The 21,600-nt window shown below is 74.0% G+C and carries 16 protein-coding genes and 2 pseudogenes; 9 read left to right on the top strand and 9 right to left on the bottom strand.

All coding sequences use genetic code 11. From position 1 onward, the window contains the following. The first annotated feature begins 17 nt into the window (after positions 1–17). Positions 18–842 (top strand): ATP-binding cassette domain-containing protein, encoded by an 825-nt coding sequence (locus AB0947_RS31705; protein ID WP_366753798.1) that lies wholly within the window; start codon positions 18–20, stop codon positions 840–842. Between the two features lie 59 nt (positions 843–901). Here the strand turns inward: AB0947_RS31705 and AB0947_RS31700 are convergent, their stop codons facing one another. Next, positions 902–1,114, bottom strand: a complete 213-nt coding sequence (locus AB0947_RS31700; protein ID WP_366753877.1) for an EF-hand domain-containing protein — start codon at positions 1,112–1,114, stop codon at positions 902–904. A gap of 194 nt (positions 1,115–1,308) precedes the next feature. Here AB0947_RS31700 and AB0947_RS31695 point away from each other — a divergent pair. Continuing rightward, positions 1,309–1,957 (top strand): annotated as a pseudogene (locus tag AB0947_RS31695) (GNAT family N-acetyltransferase). Here AB0947_RS31695 and AB0947_RS31690 read toward each other — a convergent pair. The 6 genes from AB0947_RS31690 to AB0947_RS31665 form a co-directional block, all read right to left on the bottom strand. Beyond that, positions 1,924–3,111 (bottom strand): hypothetical protein, encoded by a 1,188-nt coding sequence (locus AB0947_RS31690; protein ID WP_366753797.1) that lies wholly within the window; start codon positions 3,109–3,111, stop codon positions 1,924–1,926. The pseudogene AB0947_RS31695 and the gene AB0947_RS31690 overlap by 34 nt on opposite strands. Further along, complete coding sequence (locus tag AB0947_RS31685; RefSeq protein WP_366753796.1) at positions 3,111–3,899, bottom strand: polysaccharide deacetylase family protein; 789 nt, start codon at positions 3,897–3,899, stop codon at positions 3,111–3,113. The genes AB0947_RS31690 and AB0947_RS31685 overlap by 1 nt, the downstream gene beginning before the upstream one ends. 70 nt (positions 3,900–3,969) lie before the next feature. Next, entirely contained in the window at positions 3,970–4,578 is a 609-nt protein-coding gene (locus tag AB0947_RS31680; protein ID WP_366753795.1) for an ATP-binding protein, read from the bottom strand. Positions 4,579–4,777: 199 nt separating this feature from the next. After that, positions 4,778–5,545, bottom strand: a complete 768-nt coding sequence (locus AB0947_RS31675; RefSeq protein ID WP_366753794.1) for an enoyl-CoA hydratase-related protein — start codon at positions 5,543–5,545, stop codon at positions 4,778–4,780. Between the two features lie 80 nt (positions 5,546–5,625). Then, on the bottom strand, positions 5,626–6,861 hold the full coding sequence (locus tag AB0947_RS31670) for an Ig-like domain-containing protein (protein ID WP_366753793.1): 1,236 nt from the start codon (positions 6,859–6,861) through the stop codon (positions 5,626–5,628). Between the two features lie 158 nt (positions 6,862–7,019). After that, on the bottom strand, positions 7,020–8,243 hold the full coding sequence (locus AB0947_RS31665; protein WP_366753792.1) for an Ig-like domain-containing protein: 1,224 nt from the start codon (positions 8,241–8,243) through the stop codon (positions 7,020–7,022). A 229-nt stretch (positions 8,244–8,472) separates the two neighbouring features. On the opposite strand from AB0947_RS31665, the gene glgX reads away from it, so the two are divergent. The 5 genes and pseudogenes from glgX (at position 8,473) to AB0947_RS31640 (ending at position 14,058) form a co-directional block, all read left to right on the top strand. Beyond that, positions 8,473–10,716 carry a glycogen debranching protein GlgX gene (gene glgX, locus AB0947_RS31660; RefSeq protein ID WP_366753791.1) on the top strand — a complete coding sequence of 748 codons (2,244 nt, stop codon included), beginning with the start codon at positions 8,473–8,475 and terminating at the stop codon, positions 10,714–10,716. A gap of 112 nt (positions 10,717–10,828) precedes the next feature. Then, entirely contained in the window at positions 10,829–11,335 is a 507-nt protein-coding gene (locus tag AB0947_RS31655; RefSeq protein ID WP_366753790.1) for a SigE family RNA polymerase sigma factor, read from the top strand. A 10-nt stretch (positions 11,336–11,345) separates the two neighbouring features. After that, the gene (locus tag AB0947_RS31650; RefSeq protein WP_366753789.1) at positions 11,346–11,930 is read left to right on the top strand and encodes a hypothetical protein; all 585 of its coding nucleotides are present in this window, start codon (positions 11,346–11,348) and stop codon (positions 11,928–11,930) included. Positions 11,931–12,079: 149 nt separating this feature from the next. Beyond that, positions 12,080–12,778: pseudogene (locus AB0947_RS31645) on the top strand (dolichyl-phosphate beta-glucosyltransferase); the annotation flags it as partial. 86 nt (positions 12,779–12,864) lie between these two features. Further along, complete coding sequence (locus tag AB0947_RS31640; protein ID WP_366753876.1) at positions 12,865–14,058, top strand: hypothetical protein; 1,194 nt, start codon at positions 12,865–12,867, stop codon at positions 14,056–14,058. 34 nt (positions 14,059–14,092) lie between these two features. Here AB0947_RS31640 and AB0947_RS31635 read toward each other — a convergent pair whose 3' ends face one another. Further along, complete coding sequence (locus AB0947_RS31635) at positions 14,093–15,910, bottom strand: ABC transporter ATP-binding protein (RefSeq protein WP_366753875.1); 1,818 nt, start codon at positions 15,908–15,910, stop codon at positions 14,093–14,095. A gap of 53 nt (positions 15,911–15,963) precedes the next feature. Continuing rightward, the gene (locus AB0947_RS31630) at positions 15,964–17,775 is read right to left on the bottom strand and encodes an ABC transporter ATP-binding protein (RefSeq protein ID WP_366753788.1); all 1,812 of its coding nucleotides are present in this window, start codon (positions 17,773–17,775) and stop codon (positions 15,964–15,966) included. Positions 17,776–17,981: 206 nt separating this feature from the next. On the opposite strand from AB0947_RS31630, the gene AB0947_RS31625 reads away from it, so the two are divergent. Next, positions 17,982–19,781 (top strand): ABC transporter ATP-binding protein, encoded by a 1,800-nt coding sequence (locus tag AB0947_RS31625; protein WP_366753787.1) that lies wholly within the window; start codon positions 17,982–17,984, stop codon positions 19,779–19,781. Continuing rightward, entirely contained in the window at positions 19,778–21,538 is a 1,761-nt protein-coding gene (locus AB0947_RS31620) for an ABC transporter ATP-binding protein (protein ID WP_366753786.1), read from the top strand. The genes AB0947_RS31625 and AB0947_RS31620 overlap by 4 nt, the downstream gene beginning before the upstream one ends. Positions 21,539–21,600 lie beyond the last annotated feature (62 nt).

The following is a 21,600-nucleotide window of genomic DNA, read 5'->3' as shown; positions in this document are numbered from 1 at the left end:
AGGAAGCGGGCGGTGCGATGACGGAGGCGACGACGGAGGTGCTGCGCGCCGAGGACGTGCACGTCGTCCGGGACGGGCGGCCCATCCTCCAGGAGGTCTCGCTGACCGTCCGGGCCGGTGAGCACTGGGCGCTGCTCGGCGCCAACGGCGCGGGCAAGTCCACGCTGCTGGGGCTGCTCGGCGCGGTGGTCCATCCGACCCGCGGCGCGGTGGAGGTGCTCGGGCACCGGCTGGGCCGGGTGGACCTGCGCGAGTTGCGGACCCTGGTCGGGCACGTCGACCCGCGCCATCCGCTGACCTCGCCGCTGCGGGTACGGGACGTGGTGCTCACGGGGGCGACGAACTCGGTCGAGCCGGTCCCCCGGTGGCGGCCCACCCCGGCGCAGACGGAGCGGGCCGAGGCGCTGCTGGCCACGCTGGGGCTGGGGGCACTGCGGGACGCCCGGTGGCCGACGCTCTCGCAGGGGCAGCGCGGCCGGACGCTGATCGCGCGGGCGCTGATGCCCGAGCCGCGGCTGCTGCTCCTGGACGAGCCGGCGACCGGCCTCGACCTGCCCGGCCGGGAACAGCTGATCGACGCGCTGGAGGAACTGCGGGCGGCTCATCCGGCGCTGGCGACGGTGCTGGTCACCCATCATCTGGAGGAGCTGCCGGCGGGCACCACGCACGCCGTGCTGCTGCGCGACGGACGGATGCTGGCCTCGGGGCCGGTCGCGTCGGTGCTCACCGGTGACCAGGTCGGCAAGTGCTTCGACCTGCCGTTGACGCTGGAGCGGCACGAGGGGCGCTGGAGCGTGCGGATCCGGCGCGGGGCGCGACGGCACGACGGCATGACTGCGTGACGGCGTGACGAAGGGGGTGCCCGGGCCGCTCGGAGCGGGCACCCCCTGTCGCCGGCGGGTCACTTGTTCAGGTAGGCCCAGAACTCGTCGAACGACAGCACCTTGTCGCCGTTGAGGTCGCGGGTCTTGATGACGGCCTCCGCGACCGTCTCGGTGACGTTCCAGTCACCCTGCTGCGCGAGGGCGGACTTGAACTCCGCTGCGGTGATGAATCCGTCACCGTCCGCGTCGATCCGCTGGAACTGCTTGCGTGCTTCCTCGATGTCCGCCACCGATCCGCCCCTTTTGTTCGTGTTTCTCATGCCGTGCTGGCGTACTGACGCTGGTCAGGTTAACGGCCCGCACGAAAGCGGAGTGCGGCGACCACCCAGGCGCGGTCCGCGCCGATGGCGAGAAGCCCGGTGCCGTCGTCGATCATGTCTGCGAGTCTGGGCCTTTCAGTGGGCGGCGACTCAAGGAGCGGGCCTTGGAGACCTTGCGGGACATCCTCGACGCGGCGGCGGCCGGTGTCTTCCCACCGGCGGACGGCGGTACGACGGTCGTGGCGCAGCCCTCGCCGCGGGACGCCGGGGTGCTGTCCTTCACCGCGCACTCGGTGGTCGTCACCGACGAGGACCCGGAGTGGGTGTACGAGACACTGCGCGGCCTGGACTGCGATCCCCTGGCGGCCACGCTGAACCCGCGCTTCCTGACCGCCCTCCTGGACCGGACGCCGGGCCGAGACCGTCGACGCGGTGCTGGTGGGCGACCCGCTGCCGGGTGGACCCCCGCTCGCGCTGACGGAGATCGAGGACGCCGGGCACCCCCGGATCCGGTACGCCCGAGGGCGCCGGGACGAGGTGCGGGCCTGGGTGGCCGACGGCGGGGTGCTGGTCATGGGGCGCGGGTTCGCCGGGCGGCTGGAGGTGTCGGTCGAGGTGGCCGAGGACGCCCGGCACCGGGGGCTCGGACGGCTGCTGGTGACCGCCGCCCGGCAGCTGGCCGCGGAGCCGCTGTGGGCCCAGGTGGCGCCGGGGAACGCCCGCAGCCTGCGGGCGTTCCAGGCCGCCGGGTACCGTCCGGTGGGCGCGGAACTGCTGCTTCAGCGGAAGATGCCGGTGTGCCCCAGTGAGTAGCGGCCCGGCTGGGGGTAGACGGCGAGGCCGTGCGGACCGCTGCCGACCTTGATGCGGGCCACCTGCGCGCCGGTGCGGGTGTCGATGGCGTACACCTCGGCGTTGTAGCGGCCGGAGAGCCACAGGATCTTGCCGTCGGCGGAGACCCCGCCCATGTCGGGGCTGCCGCCGCCGGGCAGGTGCCACTTCTTGGTGAGCCGGTTCCGGGTGAAGTCGAAGATCGAGATGGTGCCCTCGCCCCGGTTGGAGATGTACATCTCGCGGGAGTCGCGGCTGACGTAGAGGCCGTGGGCGCCCTTGCCGGTGGCGAGGAACCGGGGCCGGGTGAACTTGTCGCCGTCCAGGATCCACAGGCCGTTGGCCATCATGTCGGCGATGTAGAACAGCTTGCCGTCCGGGGAGATCTTGACGTCCTGCGGCATGGCGCCGTGGAACGGCAGCTTCTCCTGGGCGACGACCTTCATCCGTGCCGTGTCGACCTTGAGGATCTCGCCGCTGAACTCGCAGGAGACGATGAAGTAGCGGCCGTCGATGGAGAAGTCGGCGTGGTTGACGCCGTAGCAGCTGACCGGGAGGGCCTTGACGACCTTCATGGTGTGCGCGTCGCGGAAGACCAGCTGGCGGTCCATGGAGGCCATGACGACGGCGTACTTGCCGTCAGGCGTGAAGTACAGGTTGTACGGGTCGTGCACGGCGACCGGTTTGCCGGCCCGGCCGGTGCGCGGGTCGATCGGGGTGAGGCTGTTGCCGAGGTCGTTGTTGACCCAGAGGGTCTTCAGGTCCCAGGACGGCACGACGTGCTGGGGCTGGCGGCCGACCGGGATGGTCTCGACGATCCGGTAGGTGGCGGGGTCGATGACGGTGACGGTGTCGGAGTTGGTGTTGGGGACGTACACCCGGGAGGGGAAGCCCTTGACCGCGGGCGAGAGCCGGTTCGGCCGGTCGGCGGCGTAGAGGTCGGCCGGGTCGTCCACCGGTGGCATCCCCGGCAACACGTCGACCAGCGGCTTCTTCACCTTCGGCTGGACCGGCGCCTTGCTGCCGACGGGCTCGTCCGCGTGGTCGTGGGACCCGCCGCCGCACGCGGAGAGCAGGGTCAGGGCGGTGACGGCGGCACCGGCGGCCAGCAGCCGGGCGGCTTTCGTGGTTCGCATCAGCTCAGCAGCTCCGTGGTGGTGACCGCGCGCAGTCCGCGGCGGCCGAGTTCGGTCAGGACGTCGGGGAGGGCGGCGACGGTGTCGGGGTACCCGAAGTGCAGGCTCACCACCGATCCGTTGCGCGCGCCGGCGAGGACCTCGCGGGTGACGGCGGCGGCGCCGGGGCGGGTGTAGTCGAGCGAGTCGACGTCGTACGACAGCACGTGCGGGTAGCCGGCGGCGCGGGCCAGCCGGGCGACGAGCGGGGAGGCGGCCGGGGCGCGGGAGGGGCGGAACCAGGTGCCGATGGAGCCGGTGAGCCGTTTGAGCCGCGTGGCGCAGTCGGTGATCTCCCGGCGGGCCTCCGCCTCGGGCAGGGTGTTGACGCCGATGTGCCGCTGGGTGTGGTTGCCGAGGTCGTGGCCGCCGTCGAGGATGCGGCGGGCGAGGTCCGGGTGCTGGTCAAGCCAGGTGCCGACGGCGAGCACGGTGAGCCGCGCGCCGCGCCGTTCGGCGGTGTCGAGCAGGGCGCGGGCCAGGGCGGGGTCCCCCTGGCCGTGGAAGGTGAGGGCCACCTGGGGGCGGGTGCGGGGGCCGTGGGTGATCTGGGCCGGGAGGCCGGGGTAGGCGCGGGGCCCCGGCGGGGGTTTCGACGGGGATTCCGACGGGGACGGCACGGGGGCGGCCGGGACGGAGGGCCGGGCGGCGTGTCCGGTGCCGCATCCGGCGGCGAGCGCACCGCCGGCGACGATTCCGGCGCCGGTGCGCAGCACATCACGGCGGTGGGTGGGGGTCACCTGCACCATTTAAGGGGCGATCGGTAAGAAACCGGGCGATTGGCGCCGCGGATGGCGCAACCGGACGCCCCGCCGGGTCTCAGCGGTCGGCGACCCGCATCTCGAACCACGTCGTCTTGCCCCGCGGCAGCAGGTCCACGCCCCAGCGGTCGGCCAGTTTGTCGACGAGGAACAGTCCGCGTCCGCTGACGTCCAGTTCCTGGACCGGCATCAGGCAGGGCAGCCCGCGCGAGGGGTCGCGGACCTCGACCCGGATCCAGCCGGTGCGGCGGCGCATCCGCAGGCCGAAGACGCGGGCGCCGGTGTGCCGTACGGCGTTGCCGACGAGCTCCGACACGAGCAGGACGGCGTCCTCGGCCAGTCTGGGGGTGAGCCGCCAGGTGCGCAGGACGACGACCTGGGCGAGCCGGCGGGCGGTGGCCGCGGATTCCGGGCGGGACGGCAGCGGGACCTCCGCCTCCGTCGGGTTCCCGAACAGTTCGAGCGCCTTGAGCCCCTGTTCGTCCTCGACCGCGGGTGACCAGCGCGCCGCGGCCGCACGGCTGTCTCCCCGCGGCTGTTCGATGCCCTCCAGCCCCGCCATGCCCCCATGATGGCCGTCCGGAGCCGCCTTGGGGGCCGTTCCCGAGGAATACGCCCCCCGCACGCCCCCGCCCCGCACCCGCCGTTCGGCATATGCCGTTGGCATGTCGATGTCTGGCACCGCCCGGTTGACCTGCGGCGACGGCTCACTTCCGGGCAATCGTCGGACCCCCTCGACGAGGCAGGCTTAAGGTTGCGTTAAGGCTCCCATAAACCGCCCCATCGGGGGACCCGAATGAGACGACGCGTCAATTGCAAGCCCCCGCACGAAAGTCGGCGGGGTGTTCACGCGGTTGGCGGTGCGGTCAGACGAACTTGGCCTTGCCCGGCCCCTCCTCCACGAAGCTGCGCATGCCGCGCTCGCGGTCCTCGGTGGCGAACAGACCGGCGAACCAGTTCCGTTCGACGGCGAGCCCGGTGTCGATGTCGGCCTCCAGGCCGGTGTCGACGGACTCCTTGGCCGCGCGCAGCGCGATGGCCGGCCCCTGGGCGAGCCGCGCGGCCCAGGCGTGCGCCTGCTCGTACACCTCGGCGGCCGGCACGACACGGTCCACCAGGCCGATGGCGAGGGCCTCGTCGGCCTTGACCTGACGGCCCGTGAAGATGAGGTCCTTGGCCTTGGAGGGGCCGATCAGCCGGGGCAGCCGCTGGGTGCCGCCGGCGCCCGGGATCAGGCCGAGCAGGATCTCGGGCTGGCCGAGCTTGGCGTTGTCGGCGGCGATGCGGTAGTCGGCGCACAGGGCCAGCTCGCAGCCGCCGCCGAGGGCGTAACCGGTGATGGCCGCGACGACGGGCTTGGGGATGCGGGCGACGGCGGTGAAGGAGTCCTGGAGGGCTCGGGAGCGCCGGACCATCGCCGCGTGGTCCATGGTCTGCATCTCCTTGATGTCCGCGCCCGCCGCGAACACCCGCTCGCCGCCGTAGATCACCACGGCGCGCACGTCGTCGCGGTCCGTGGCCTCCTCGGCCAGCTCCTTCAGCCGGTCCTGGGTGGCGATGTCCAGCGCGTTCATCGGCGGCCGGTCGAGCCGCAGGGTGCCGACGCCTTCGGCGACTTCGAGAGTGACGGTCATGGGGGTCAGGTTAACGGCCACTAACGACAATGGGCCCGGTGCGGTAGGTCACAGCACCGGGCCTCTGCGTCAGACGGGGCTCACTTCTTCCAGTCGGCCCACGACATGTTCCAGCCGTTGAGGCCGTTGTCGGGGGCCACCGTGGCGTCGTGGGAGTTCTTGACGACGACCACGTCACCGATCATCGAGTGGCTGAAGAACCAGGCGCCCGGGACGGACCTGTCGTAGCCGCCGCGCACGTCGCGCAGGCCGACGCAGCCGTGGCTGGCGTTGTAGTGGCCGGGGGCGTCCGGTGCCCAGTAGTTGCCGTGGATGAAGGTGCCGGAGTTGGTGAGGCGGATGGCGTGCGGGACGTCCTTGATGTCGTACTCGCCGCCGTAGCCGACGGTCTCGCCGTTCATCCGGGTGACGGTGAGCTTCTCGCTCATGACCATCTGGCCGTTCCAGGTGTCGTAGCCGGGCTTGCCGGTGGTGACGGGGAGCGTCCTGACGACCTTGCCGTCCTGGGTGACCTTCATCGTGTGCTTCTTGGCGTCCACGACGGAGACCTGGTTGCGGCCGATGGTGAACTTCACGGTCTTGCGCTGCTTGCCGTAGACGCCGTCGCGGCCCTCGACGCCGTCCAGGTCGAGGTCGACGGTGACCTTGGTGCCTGCCTTCCAGTACTTCTCGGGGCGGAAGTCCAGGCGGTCGTTGCCGAACCAGTGGCCCTCGACGTCGACGGCCGGCTCGGTCTTGACGCGGATGGCCTTCTCGACCGCGTCCGGGCTGGTGATGCCCCGGGTGAAGCGTATGGAGAACGGCATCCCGACGCCGACGGTGGACCCGTCCTCGGGGGTGAAGTAGCCGACGAAGGTGTTCTTCGGGGTCAGCGTGGTGAAGGTGGAGTCCTCGGCGGCCTCGCGGCCCTCGGCGTCCTTGGCGACCGCGTGCACCGTGTACCTGGTGCCGGCGGCCAGATGGGTCGACGGCGTCCAGGAGGCGCCGCCGCCGGATATCGCGCCCTCGACCTTCCCGCCCTTGGCGTCCTTGACGGTGACCTCGGTCAGCTTGCCCCGGGCGACGGCGACCTTGAGCGCCCCGCTGGTGTCGACGCCGGTGGCACCGGACGCGGGCGCGATGCTGACCGCGGCCGTGGACTGCCCGCCCTTGCGGCCGCCGGCGTCCTTGCCCTTGCCGTCCGCCGAACCGGAGCCCGAGTCGTCGCCCCCGCCGCACGCGGCGAGCGACAGCGCCAGGGCGCCGGCTATGACCGCCAGTGCCCCACGGCCTCGTCGCCCCCGAGCCGACGCCCCCGCCACAGGCCGCGTGTTCACGTTGTTCTCCCCTCCAGCGGCCCTGGTCAGGCCCGCTCCCCACCACGTTGTGCGCGCATATTAACTGCCAGGATTTGAGCGGGGTGTCAGGCGAATGTCACCGTTCCGTCGCAACTTCCGCCCGGCACCCGCGCCGCGCGCCCCGCCCCCTCACCCGGTTACTTCACCGCGCCGCCCGCCTTCCATTCCTTCCAGCCCATGTTCCAGCCGCCGAGGCCGTTGTCGGGGGCGACGGTCTTGTCCTTGCTGTTGACGACCTCGATGACGTCGCCGACGAGACTGCGGTCGAAGAACCAGCCCGCCGGGGTGTCCGAACTGCCGCCCTTGACGTCCATGAGGCCCACGCAGCCGTGGCTGACGTTGACCTGTCCGGGGGCGTCCGGCGCCCAGTAGTTGCCGTGCAGGAAGGTCCCGGAGTCGGTGAGCTTCATGGCGTGCGGGACGTCGGGGATGTCGTACTCGGCGCCCAGCCCGACCGTCTGGCTGTTCATGCGGGTGACCTCCAGCATGTCCATCACCACCATCTTCCCGTTGTACGTCGGGTGCTTGGGGGCGCCCGCGGTGATGGGGACGGTGGCGAGGAGATGCCCGTCGCGCCGGACGTCCATGGTGTGCCGGGCCGCGTCGACCACGGAGACCTGGCTGCGGCCGACGGTGAAGGAGAACGTCTTGTCCTGCAGGCCGTAGATCCCGCGGGCGCCCTGGACGTCCCGCAGGTCCAGGTCGACGGTCACCTCGGTGCCGGGTTTCCAGTACCGCTCGGGACGGAAGTCCAGGCGGTCCTTGCCGAACCAGTGCGGGCGGATCTCCACCGGGGGCCGCGCGCTGATCCGGACCGCGCGCTGGACGGCGGCACGGTCGGTGATCTGCTGGCTGAAGGCGAGCGAGACGATCATGCCGGTGCCGACGGTGGCGCGGTTCTCGGGGCTGACGTAGGCGATGAACCGCTTGTCGGGGACGTAGGTGGTGAACGTGGTGTGCCGGGCCGAGCGGCGGCCGTGGGAGTCCAGCGCGACCGCGTCGACGGTGTACCTGGCGGCCAGCGCCAGCCGGTCCTCGTCGGGCCGCCAGGTCAGCCCGTCCTCGCTGATGCGCCCCGGGACCGGGGTCTCCTGCGCGTCCTGCGACCTGACCACGGTCACCTTCTCCAGGCGCCCGCCGGGCACCCGTACCTGTAGCCGGTCACCCGGACGCACGGCCTTGCTGCCGTCGTCGGGGGTCACCCGGATGACGTCCTCGGGGGCCGGGGGCCTGCCCGGCTGCCCGCCCATGCCCAGGGGGCCCGAGCCGTCCATGGAGCAGCCCGCGAGCAGCCCCGCCCATGTCAGTACGGCGGCCAGCGCGGCCCCCGCGCGCCGTGCGCGTCCAGTTGCGTGCCTCACGCGAGACCCAACGACCGGGCCCGCTCCGGGGAAACGTGAGTGCGAGCCACGCGCTGGGCAGAACAGAGGGAAGGACGACACATGGGGGGTCTCCCCGCAGGGGACCCCCGGCCCGCGTCGGAGCCGTCGGGGCGCGGCCGGACCGGGTGGCCGGGGTGCCGGGAGCGCCCCGGCCACCCGGCGCGGCCGGCCGCGCCCCTCGGGCGAGCCACTGGGAAGAGGGGCGACAGTGACGAGCGCAGCCGAGCAGCGGGCACCGGCCGGGGTGCCGGCCGCGGGGAGCGGGCAACCGGCGGCGGTGAACGGCGCCCGGCGGGCCGTACCGCCCGTCCCGGCCGTGTGGCCGGGTGCGCCGACCCCGCTGGGGGCCCGGTTCCGGGTCGGCCCGGACGGAGTCGCGGGCACCAACTTCGCGCTGTGGGCGGCCGGTGCGGAGGCGGTCCGGGTGTGCCTCTTCGACGAAGGCGGCCGGGAGACGCAGATCCCGCTGACCGAACTGACGCACGAGATCTGGCACGGCTTCGTGCCCGGTGTGATGCCCGGCCAGCGCTACGGCTACCGGGTGGACGGCCGCTGGGACCCGTGGACCGGCGCCCGCTGGAACCCGGCGAAGCTGCTGCTGGACCCGTACGCGCGCGCGGTGGACGGCGAGTTCGGCCTCCCGCCGGAGGTGTACGGGCACGTGCGGGACTGGCCGGACCAGTCGGTCGCCGACACCGTGCGCGACGAGCGGGACTCGGCGCCGCACGTCCCGAAGGGGGTCGTCGTCCACGACGACGACGACTGGTCCGACGACCGGCGCCCCAAGACGCCCTGGGCCGACTCGGTGATCTACGAGCTGCACGTGCGGGGCTTCACCAAGCTGCACCCCGGCATCCCCGAGGAACTGCGCGGCACCTACGCGGGACTGGCGCACCCGGCCGCGATCGACCACCTCGTCGGGCTCGGCGTCACGGCCGTCGAGCTGCTGCCGGTGCACCAGTTCGCGCACGAGGACCACCTGCTGCGCCGGGGCCTGAGGAACTACTGGGGCTACAACTCCATCGGCTACTTCGCCCCGCACGCGGCCTACGCGGCCTCCGGTACGACCGGCCAGCAGGTCGGCGAGTTCAAGCGGATGGTGCGCGCGCTGCACGCGGCCGGCATCGAGGTCATCCTGGACGTGGTCTACAACCACACCGCGGAGGCCGGCGAACTGGGCCCCACGCTGTCCCTGAAGGGCATCGACAACCGCGGCTACTACCGGCTCCAGGACGACGCCCGCCGGTACGCGGACTACACCGGCTGCGGCAACACCCTGCACGTGGTCCGCCCCCAGGTGCTGCGCCTGATCACCGACTCGCTGCGCTACTGGGTGACGGAGATGGGCGTGGACGGCTTCCGCTTCGACCTCGCGGCGGCGCTGGCCCGCTCGATGCACGACGTCGACATGCTCTCCCCGTTCCTGGCGGTCATCGCCCAGGACCCGGTGCTGCGCCGGGTGAAGCTGATCGCCGAGCCGTGGGACATCGGCTCCGGCGGCTACCAGGTGGGCGCCTTCCCACCCCTGTGGACCGAGTGGAACGACCGCTACCGCAACGCGGTCCGGGACTTCTGGCGGCACGCCCTGCCCGACGTGCGCGAGATGGGCTACCGCCTCTCCGGCTCCAGCGACCTGTACGCCTGGGGCGGCCGGCGCCCCTACGCCTCCGTCAACTTCGTCACCGCGCACGACGGTTTCACCCTGCGCGACCTGGTGTCGTACGAGAGCAAGCGCAACGAGGCCAACGGCGAGAACAACCGGGACGGCACGGACGACAACCGCTCCTGGAACTGCGGCGCCGAGGGCGAGACCGACGACGCGGACGTACGGGCCCTGCGCCGCAGGCAGCTGCGGAACCTGCTGACCACCCTGCTGCTGTCCACCGGGGTGCCCATGCTGGTCGCGGGCGACGAACTGGGCCGCACCCAGCGCGGCAACAACAACGCCTACTGCCAGGACAACGAGATCAGCTGGCTGGACTGGTCGCTGCTGGAGCAGCCCGGCTGGCGGGCGCTGTACGACCTGACCTCGCGGCTGATCGCGCTGCGCCACCGGCATCCGGTCCTGCGCCGGCGGGCCTTCTTCTCCGGCCGCGCCCAGACCGCGGACGGGCTGCGCGACCTGGCCTGGTTCACCGCGCGGGGCGCGGAGATGACCGAGGGCGACTGGTACGCGCCCGCCGCCACGCTCGGCATGTACCTCTCCGGCCGGGACATCCCGGGCCGCGACGAGCGGGGCGCGCCGGTGGTGGACGACAGCTTCCTCGCGGTGCTGCACGCGGGCGAGGGGCCGACCGGCTTCGTGCTACCCGGCCCGCCGTGGGCGCAGCGGTACGAGGTGGTCGTGGACACCTCGGCGGAGGAGCAGGACCGGGCGCCGGGCACGGTCCACCGGGCGGGGGCGCGGATCACGGTCCCGGCGCGGACGGTGCTGCTGCTGAGGGTCTCCTGAACCCTACGGGAGCCGTGCGTGACGCGGATCACGCCCGCCGGGTGCAGCGTCGCCGGGGGCCCAGTGCCTTTCCCCTGGTGGAAGAAGAGCCGGCGAGGACGGGGACCGTGGGATGGAGCAGACCAGGGCCGGTGAGTACGACGCGTTCGTGGCGGCCCGCTGGTCGGTGTTGTTCCATCTCGCCCGTCTGCTCACCGGCGGGGACCGGCACCGCGCCGAGGACCTGTTGCAGGAGTCCTTGGTCAAGCTGTGGTTCGTCTGGCCGAGGGTCGCCGACGAGGCGCCGGAGGCGTATGTGCGCAAGGTGCTGGCGCGGGCCGCGGCCCGGTCGGCGCGGCGGCGCTGGTGGGGCGAACGGCCGGTGGAGGAGCTGCCCGAGGTGGCGGCGAACGGCGACGTGTCGGCGACCGTGGCCGAGCGGTCCCGCCTGGAGGCCGCGCTCGCCCAGCTGACGCCGCGGCAGCGGGCCGCGGTGGTCCTGCGCTACTACCAGGACCTGCCCGACCGGCAGGTCGCGGAGGCCCTGGGCTGCCCGGTGGGCACGGCCCGCTCCCATGCCGCGCGCGGCGTGGCCCGGCTCCGCGGGCTGCTGGCCGACGTCATCGAGCCGGTGGGGTGAGGGAGGACCCATGGAGCGCAGGGACCGCACGGATCACGGGGAGGACCGCATGGCTCCGCCGGACGGCACGGATCCCTTCGAGCGGGAGCTGACGCGGCTCATGCACCGGGCCCGGCAGCCGGTGCCGTTCGAGGTCCGGCACCGGGAGGCGCTGCGCGCGGGCGTGCGCGCCCGGCGCCGGGTGCGCACGGCGCGCCGGGCCGCCGGTTCCGTCCTGGCGGTGGCCGGGCTCGGCCTGGGCCTGTTCCTGTGGCCGCACGGCCACACCGCCGACCGGCCCACCGCCCCGCGCCCCCGGCCCGTGGTGAGCCCGGCGCCCGCGCCGAGCACCTCGCCGTCGCGGTCGCCGTCCGGGACGCCGGGTCCGCCGCCGTCCTCGTCGTCCACGCCGACGTCCACGCCGTCGTCCACGTCGACGTCCTCGCCGACGTCGACGCCGGAGGGCCTGCCGTCACCGGGCGACACCGCGACCACCTCCGCCCCGCCCACCGCCCCGGAGGGTCCGGCGACCGCCACGCAGCGGCCGCCGACGGCCACGGAGACCGCCTGGGGCGACAGCACCACGCCACCGGCCACCGCGACGGCGAGCGACTAGCCCCGCCTTCCGGCTCCTGCCCGCGCATGCCCTTCCGCGCGCCCTGTCCATTGGAACAAACAGGTACTTACGTGACATACATCCGACCGAGCCGACCGGTCCGACCGAGTGCGTCACCGGCCGCTGCACCCCGGCGCACCCCCGTGCCGATGCCCCAGGAGGACCCCGTCCTGGACGTGACCGTGCCGGTGTTCAACGAGGAGAAGGACCTGGAGCCCAACGTCCGGCGGCTGCACGCGCACCTGCGCAACGGCTTCCCCTACCCGTTCCGGATCACCATCGCCGACAACGCGAGCACCGACCGCACCCCGGTCATCGCCGCCCGGGTCGCCGGCGACCTCCCGGAGGTGGTCTCACTGCGGCTGCCCGAGAAAGGCCGCGGCCGGGCACTGCGGGCCGCCTGGTCGGGCTCCCGGGCGCCCGTGCTGGCGTATCTCGACGTGGACCTGTCCACCGGGCTCACCGCGCTGCTGCCGCTGGTGGCCCCGCTGATCTCCGGCCACTCCGACCTGGCCATCGGCACCCGGCTGGCGCCCGGCGCCCGGGTCGTGCGCGGGGCCCGGCGCGAGGTCATATCCCGCTGCTACAACGCCCTGCTGCGCCACACGCTCGCCGTCGGCTTCTCCGACGCGCAGTGCGGGTTCAAGGCGGTCCGGCGGGAGACAGCCGAGCGGCTGCTGCCGCTGGTGCGGGACGGGGAGTGGTTCTTCGACACCGAGTTGCTGGTGCTCGCCGAGCGGGCCGGCCTCAGGATCCACGAGGTGCCGGTGGACTGGGTGGACGACCCGGACAGCAGCGTCGACATCCTCGCCACCGCCCTGGCCGACCTGCGCGGGATCGTACGGATGCGACGCACCCTGCGCCGCCGCCGGCCCGGACCAGCGCTCCGGTGACCGCGACCCTGCCCGGCGCCCGCACGCCGGCCCCCGAGACCGTGCCCGTCCCCCGGGCGCGGGCCGCCGTCCGCCGCCACGGACCGGTCCTCGCCCTGTTCGGCACGCTGAAGCTGGCCGGTTTCTGCTCGTTCCTGTACCTGCTGTCCTCCGCCGGGGACTACCGCACCAAGCACCCCCGGTTCGGCGGCGGCGCACACCCCTGGGACGTGCTGGCCACCTGGGACGGCTGGTGGTACCAGCAGATCGCGCTGCACGGCTACGACCCGAAGCTCGTCCCGGTCCCGGGCGCCACCGGCCTGATCACGCTGGAGGGCAACTCGGCGGCGTTCTTCCCGCTCTACCCGGCCCTGATGCGGCTGGCCTCGGCCGTCACCGGCCTCGGCCCCTACGGCGCCGGGCTGCTTGTCTCCGTCGTCGCCTCCTTCGCCGCCGCCCTCGGCGTGTACGCCGTCGCCGAGCGGTTCGGCGGCCGGCGGGCCGGGCTCGCGGCGGCCGGGCTGTGGGCAGTGTGGCCAGGCTCGGGGGTGGAGTGGGCGGTCTACTCCGACTCGCTGTACGTGGCCCTGGCCGCCTGGGCCTGCCACGCCGTCCTCACCCGCCGCTGGCTCACCGCCGGCGTGCTCGCCTTCGCGGCCGGTCTCAACCGGCCCACGGCCGCCGCGCTGATCGCCGCGCTCGGCGTGGCCGCGCTGCTGTCGCTGCGCCGGCGGGAGGACGGCGCCCTGCGCCCGCTGCTGGCCACGGCCCTCGCCCCGCTGGGGCTGCTCGGCTACCTGCTCTGGGTCGGCGACCGCATGGGCGACCTGGGCGGCTACTTCCGCCTCCAGTCGGGCGCGTGGGCGCACAGCTTCGACTACGGCGCGCAGACCCTGGACGTGCTGACGTCCGTGCCCGTGGGCAGGTTCGACTACCTCTTCGCCTACCCCTTCGCGGACGTCATCTCCGTCGCCGTCATCCTGCTCGCCTGCGCGCTGCTGCCGCTGCTGCTGCGGCTGCGCCCGCCGGCGGTGCTGGTCGTGTACACCGTGCTGACCCTGGCCCTGGTGCTCGGCAGCCAGCAGATCGTCGCCAACATCTCCCGCTACCTGCTCCCCTGCTTCCCGCTGTTCCTGCCGCTCGCGGTCGCCATGCGCCGGCTGAGCCTGCCCGTGCAGTGCACGCTGCTGGGCATCGCGGCCCTGGCGTCCGGCTCGTACGCCGGGTACGCCCTCTTCGAGCTGGGGGTGCCGTGATCCGCCCGGCTACGACGTCCGGGTCCCGCGCGCGTCAGGCCAGGCTGTCCCGCCACGCCTTGTGGAGGTCCGCGAACCGGCCCGTGCCGCCGATGAGTTCGTCCGGGCGGCCGTCCTCGACGATCCGGCCGTGTTCCATCACCAGCACCCGGTCCGCGATCTCCACCGTGGAGAGCCGGTGCGCGATCACCACCGCGGTACGGCCGCGCAGCACCGTCGCCATGGCCCGCTGCACCGCCCGCTCCCCCGGGATGTCCAGCGAGCTGGTCGCCTCGTCCAGGATCAGCACGGCCGGGTCGGCGAGCAACGCGCGGGCGAAGGCGACCAGTTGGCGCTGCCCGGCGGAGATCCGGCCACCGCGCTTGCGGACGTCGGTGTCGTAGCCGTCGGGCAGGGCGCTGATGAACTCGTGCGCGCCGATGGCCTTCGCGGCCCGCTCGATCTCCTCCCGGGTGGCGTCGGGCCGGCCGAGGGCGATGTTGTCGGCGACCGTGCCGGAGAACAGGAACGCCTCCTGCGTCACCATGACCACCCCGCGCCGCAGTTCGGGCATCGGCAGCTCGCGCAGGTCCACGCCGTCCAGCAGCACGCGCCCGGCGGAGGGGTCGTAGAACCGGGCGAGCAGCTTGGCCAGGGTCGACTTGCCCGCGCCGGTGGAGCCGACGACCGCGACCGTCTGCCCGGCGGGCAGGGTCAGGTCGAAGCGGGGCAGCACCTCGCCGCCGGTGCGGTAGGCGAACCGGACCCCGTCGAAGACGACCTCGCGTCCCGGGAACTCATCCCGCCGGGGCGGCAGTTCGCGCGGGTGCTCCGGTTCCGGCACGGACGGCGTCTGCGCCAGCAGCCCGGCGATCTTCTCCAGGGAGGCGGCGGCCGACTGGTAGGAGTTCAGGAACATGCCGAGCCGGTCGATGGGGTCGTACAGCCGGCGCAGGTACAGCACGGCCGCCGCCAGCACACCCAGTTCCAGCGAGCTGGACGCCACCCGGTGGGCGCCCCAGAGCACGATCCCGGCGACCGCGGTGTTGGCCACCAGCCGGGAGCCGACGACATAGCGGGCCATCTCCAGCAGCGAGTCGCCGTTCGTGCGTTCGTGCCGCGCGTTCAGCACGGCGAACTCGGCGTCGTTGGCGGCCTCGCGGCGGAAGGCGCGCACCGGCCGGATGCCGTTCATCGTCTCCACGAACTTCACGATCACCGCCGCGATGGCCGTGGACCGCGCCCCGTACACCCGCGCCGCGCGCCGCCGGTAGAGCCGGACGAGCAGGTACAGCGGCAGGAAGGACGCCACCGCGACCGCGCCGAGGCCGGGGTCGAGCCAGAGCAGCGTCGCGGAGATGTAGACGAACGACAGGATGACGGTCACCAGTTCCTGGAGACCCTCGTCGAGGAGTTCGCGCAGCGACTCGACGTCCGTGGTGGACCGGGAGATCAGCCGGCCCGATGTGTACCGCTCGTGGAAGTCGACGCTCAGCGCCTGCGCGTGCCGGAAGATCCGCTCGCGCAGGTCCAGCAGCACGTCCTGGCTGACCCGGGCGGAGGTCTCGATGAACGCGAACTGCAGCGCGCCGGAGGCGAGGGCGCACAGCAGGTAGCCGGCGGCGACCGCGAACAGCGGCCCGTTGCGGTCGTCCCGGAACGCGGGGACGGCGGTGTCGATGGCGTACGCCACCAGCAGCGGGCCCGCCTGCACCGCCGCCTGCTGGAGCAGCAGCAGGAGCGTGGTGAACGCGACCCGGGCCTTCATGGGCGCGAGCAGCGAGCGCAGCAGGGCGGCGGTGGCGCCGGGCGGGCTGGGCAGGACGTCCCGGTCGAACTGGTCGCCCGCGCCGCCCGGCTCGTCCGCGTCCAGGCGACGGGCCGGTCCGTCGTCGTCGACGGCGGGGGTTGAGGGGGTCGTGGTGGTCAACGGGAGTCCTCCTGTTCCCCGGACATCAGACGGGCGTACTCGGCGTTCTCGCGCAGCAGTTGCTGATGGGTGCCGACGGCGGCGATGCGGCCGCCCGAGAGCAGGGCGACGCGGTCGGCGAGCAGCACGGTGGACGGGCGGTGGGCCACGATCAGCGCGGTGGTGTCGGCGAGCACCTGGCGCAGCGCGGCCTCCACGGCGGCCTCCGTGTGCACGTCCAGGGCGGACAGCGGGTCGTCCAGGACCAGGAACTCCGGCCGGCCGACCACCGCGCGGGCCAGCGCGAGGCGCTGCCGCTGGCCGCCGGACAGGCTCAGGCCCTGCTCGCCGACGCGGGTGTCGGTGCCCTGCGGCAGCGCGTGCGCGAAGTCGGCCTGGGCGATGGCGAGGGCCCGGTCCAGTTCCGGTTTCCCCGCGGCGTCCCGGGCGCCCATGAGCACGTTCTCACCGACGCTGGCGGAGAACAGGGTGGGTTCCTCGAAGGCCACGGCGACTCTGCCGCGCAACTCCGCGCGGGACATGGCGGCGATGTCCTCGCCGTTGAGGGTGATCCGCCCGGAGGTCACCTCGTGCAGCCGGGGGACGAGCGCGGTGAGGGTGGTCTTCCCGCTGCCGGTGGCCCCGACGAGGGCCATGGACTCACCGGGGCGGATGTGCAGGTCGACGGCGGACAGCAGGGGCGGGGAGCCGGGGGGCGCGTCGGGGTAACGGAACGACACGCCCTCGAACCGGAGTCCCGGTGCGGCGGCGGGGTCCGCGGCACCGCGCGGGCGGGTGCCGCCGCCCGCGACCCCGTTCCCGTCCTCGTCCAGCCGGTCCTCCGGCACCTCGTCCATCACCTCGAAGTACCGCTCCGTGGCGGTCGCCGCCTCCTGGCTCATGGCCAGCAGGAACCCGATCGAGTCCACGGGCCACCGCAGGGCGAGCGCCGTGCTCAGGAAGGCCACCAGCGTCCCGGCGGACAGCTCCCCGTCGGCCACCCGCAGCACCCCAAGCACCAGCGCCGCCCCGATCGCCACCTCCGGCAGCGTCACGATGACGCCCCAGATCGTGGCCAGCAGCCGCGCCTTGCGCAGTTCCGTGCCCCGGAGCCGGCCGGCGAGTTCGCGGAAGGCGCGCGCCTGGCTGCGGTGGCGGCCGAAGCCCTTGATGACGCGGATGCCGAGCACGCTCTCCTCGACCACCGTCGTCAGGTCGCCGATCTGGTCCTGGGCGCGCCGCGCCACCTGCGCGTACCGCCGTTCGAAGACCACGCACGTCCACATCACGGGGACGGCGGGGCCGAGGATGACCAGTCCCAGCACCCAGTCCTGGAGCAGCATGATGACCAGGCCGACGAGGATGGTGACGCCGTTGACGAGGAGGAACGTCAGCGGGAAGGCGAGGAACATGCGCAGCAGCATCAGGTCGGTGGTGCCGCGCGAGAGCAGCTGACCGGACGCCCAGCGGTCGTGGAAGGCCACCGGCAGCCGTTGCAGACGCCGGTACAGCGCGGCGCGCATCTCCGCCTCGACGTGGGACAGCGGCCGGGCCACGAGCCAGCGCCGTATGCCGAACAGGACCGCCTCGGCGATGCCGAGCAGGAGCAGGCAGAGCGCGCCGAGCCATACGCCCGCCGGGTCGCGGCCGGCGACCGGCCCGTCGACCATCCACTTCAGGACGAGCGGGATCACCAGCCCCGTACAGGAGGCGACGACCGCGACGAACGCGGCGGTGAACAGCCGGGCGCGCACGGGACGGACGTACGGCCACAGCCTGAGCAGGGTCCGTACGGCGGATCGGTCGGTGGTTTCACGTGTCGTGGCCATCAACCGCGAGCGTACGGACCACCACTGACATCGCCCACCGAGTTTCGGCCCGGCTCCGCTCGGACCCCGCTCCCGGCGCGGGTCCGGCCGGCCGCCGGCGGCGCCGGCCGGCCCTCACCCGGCCGGGTGACCGTGTTCCGCCGGGCGGGGCGCCTCGGGGAAAATGGGCGGGCGCCGAGGGGGACGGCCGGCGGATCGGGGGATGGATGATCGACGCGTACGAGGATCCGGGCACGCCCGACACCCGTGGCGGCTGGCGGTTCCTGTGGTGGCTGGTGCGGTGTCAGGCGGGGCGTTCGGTGGCCGGGGCGCTGCTGGCCAGTACCTGGATGGTGCTGCTGGCCGCACAGCCGTACCTGATGGCGCGGGCCGTGGACGACGGGCTGCTGCCGGGGCGGCTCGGGGTGCTCGCCGGGTGGGCCGGGGCGATGTTCGCCGTCGGGGCGCTGAACGCGTGGGTGAGCATCCTGCGGCACCGGGTGATGACGCGGGTCCGGATGGACGCCAACTTCCGCACCGTCAAGGTGGTGGTCGGGCACGTGGTGCGGCTGGGGGCCGTGCTGCCGCGCCGGGCCGGGGCCGGTGAGGTCGTCACCATCGGGGTCGGGGACGTGCAGACCCTGGCGACCGCGCTGACCGTGGTGGGCCCGGGGGTCGGCTCGCTCGTGGTCTACGCGGTGGTGGCCGGGCTGCTGCTGGCGATCTCCGCGCCGCTGGCCGCGGTGGTGCTGCTCGGGGTGCCGGTGATCGCACTGCTCACCGGGCCGCCCGCGCGGCGGCTGCAGGGCGCGGAGAGCGGGTACCGCGAGCTCCAGGGGATCCTCACCGCGCGCATCGCCGACCTCGCGGGCGGGCTGCGCGTCCTGAACGGGCTCGGCGGCAAGGGGTTGGTCGCGGACGCGTTCCGGAACGACTCGCGGCGGTTGCGGGCACAGGGCTACCGGGTGGGCGCCGTGGCCAGCTGGGTGCAGGCGCTCGGAGTGGGCCTGCCGACCCTGTTCCTCGCCGTGGTGACCTGGCTGGCGGCCCGGCTCACCGCCGAGGGCTCCATGTCGGTGGGCGAGCTGGTCTCCGTCTACGGCTATGTGGCGGTGCTGGTCGGACCGGTCTCGTTCTTCATCCGGATGGCCTACGACCTCAACCGGGGCGTGGTGGCCGCGCGCAGGGCGGTACGGCTGCTGCGGCTGGAACCGGAACCGGACACCGGCACCCTGCCGGCGCCCGCCGGACCGGCCGAGCTGCACGACCCGGCGTCCGGGGTGCGGGTGGTGCCGGGCCGGCTGACCGCCCTGGCCGCCGTCCGGCCCGCCGAGGCCACCGCCGTGGTCGACCGGCTCGGCCGGTACGGGCCCACCGACGCCACCTGGGGCGGGGTACGGCTCGACGCGGTCCCGCTGCCGGACGTGCGGCGGCGCGTGCTGGTCGCCGACAACGAGGCGGACCTGTTCGCGGGGCCGCTGCGGGAGGTGCTGGCCGCCGCGCACCCGGCCGACGAGGCGGCACTGCGCCGGGCGGTGCACGCGGCGGCGGCCGAGGACGTGGTCCGGGGCCTGCCGGACGGCCTGGACTCGGCGGTGGCCGGGCAGGGCCGCAGCCTCTCCGGCGGCCAGCGGCAACGCGTGCGCCTCGCCCGGGCGCTGCTGGCCGACCCCGAGGTGCTGCTCGCCGTGGAACCGACCTCGGCGCTGGACGCCCACACGGAGGCGGCGGTCGCCGACCGGCTCCGGGCGGCACGGGAGGGCCGCACCACGCTGGTGACGACGACGTCCCCGCTGGTCCTGGCCCGGGCGGACACGGTCGTGTTCCTGGCCGACGGCAAGGTCGCGGCGACCGGCCCGCACCCGGCCCTGCTGGCGGAGCAGCCGGCGTACCGGGCGCTGGTCGCGCGCGACGGCGGGGAGCCGGGGGACACGCCGGACGGAGAGGACACGCCGGACCCGGCGACCACCGCCACCGCGCCCCCGACGGGTGCGGTGGCCCCACCCGCGAAGGAGCCCCGCGCATGACCACTGGCGATGCCCTGCTGCCCGTCGCCGACCGGGCGGCCGTGCGGCGGGCCACGGTGCGGCTGGTGTCGGCCGACCGGCGGGCGTTCGCCGCGGCGCTCGGCCTGAACGCGCTGGCCGCTGCGGCGGGGCTGGCCGGGCCCTGGCTGCTGGGCCGGATCGTCGACGAGGTGCGGGCCGGGCACGGGGCCGGCGCGGTCGACCGGCTGGCGTCCTGGATCGTGGTGTGCGCGCTGGCGCAGCTCCTGCTGGCCCGCTGGGCGCGGTACGTCGGGCACCGGTTCGGGGAGCGCACGCTGGCCCGGGTCCGCGAGGAGTACGTCGAGCGGGTGCTGGCACTGCCCGCCTCCGTGGTCGAGCGGGCCGGTACCGGTGACCTGACCGCGCGGGGCACGGCGGACGTGGCGACCGTCGGCACGACCCTGCGGGACGCCGGCCCCGAGCTGCTCGTCGACAGCGTGCAGGCGGTCTTCGTGCTGGGCGCGGTGTTCGCGCTCGACCCCCTGCTGGGGGCGTTCGGCCTGCTCGGTCTCACCCCGATCCAGCTGGCGCTGCGCTGGTACCTGCGGCGCGCCCGGGACGGCTACCTCGCCGAGGGGGCGGCGACCTCGCAGGTCGCGGAGACCGTCGCGGCGACGGCGGCCGGCGCGCGGACCGTGGAGGCGTTCGGGCTGCGGGAGCGGCGGATCGCGGCGAGCCGCGACGCGCTGGAGGCGTCCCGCCGTACCCGTCTGTACACCCTGCGCCTGCGGTCGGTGTTCTTCCCGGCGGTCGAGGTGACGTACACCGTCCCGGTGGCCGGTGTGCTGCTGCTCGGCGGCTGGCTGCACGCCCGGGGGGCGGTCGGGGTGGGCGCGGTGGTGGCGGCGGCGCTGTACCTGCGGCAGTTCACCGAGCCGCTGGACCAGATCCTGATGCGGGTGGAGCAACTGCAGAGCAGCGGCGCCTCGTTCGCGCGCGTGGAGGGGCTGGCGCGGGCTCCCCGGGACGAGGGCGAGGCGGTGTCCGCGGTGCCGGCGGACGACCGGATCGAGGTGCGCGGGGTGCGGTACGCCTACGAGCACGGCGGTGAGGTGCTGGGCGGGGTGGACCTGACGGTACGGCCCGGGGAGCGGCTCGCCGTGGTGGGGCCGTCCGGCGCCGGCAAGACGACCCTGAGCCGGCTGCTCGCGGGCGTCGACCGGCCCGGTTGCGGCACGGTGACGGTGGGCGGGGTGCCGGTGGCCGGGCTGGCGCCGGAACTGCTGCGCCGGCAGGTGGTGCTGGTCACCCAGGAGCACCACGTCTTCCTGGGCACCGTGCGGGAGAACCTGCTCATCGCCGAACCCGCCGCCGACGACGCCGCCTTGTGGGCGGCGCTCGCGGCCGTGGGCGCCGACGACTGGGTGCGGGGCCTGCCGGACGGACTCGACACCCGGCTGGGCGAGGGCGGCCGGCCGACGGACGGTTCGCAGGCCCAGCGGCTCGCCCTCGCGCGCGTGGTCCTGGCGGATCCGCACACCCTGATCCTCGACGAGGCGACGGCCCTGCTGGATCCGGCCACCGCCCGGCACACCGAGCGCGCCCTCGCCTCGGTGCTCGAGGGCCGTACGGTCATCGCCATCGCCCACCGCCTGCACACGGCGCACGACGCGGACCGGGTGGCGGTCATGGAGGGCGGCCGACTGACCGAACTGGGCACGCACGAGGAGCTGGTGGCGGCGGACGGCGCGTACGCGGCGCTGTGGCGGACGTGGCACGGGCAGGCGTCCGCATAACGGACTCGCACATCCGGACAACGAACCGTTTCCGGCCAAATTGGTGACGCGGTCCTGACAAG

Origin of the sequence: Streptomyces sp. NPDC047841 (genome assembly GCF_040704085.1) — a bacterium.
Taxonomy (GTDB): domain Bacteria; phylum Actinomycetota; class Actinomycetes; order Streptomycetales; family Streptomycetaceae; genus Streptomyces; species Streptomyces argyrophylli.
This window is presented reverse-complemented; position numbering and strand designations above follow the sequence as displayed.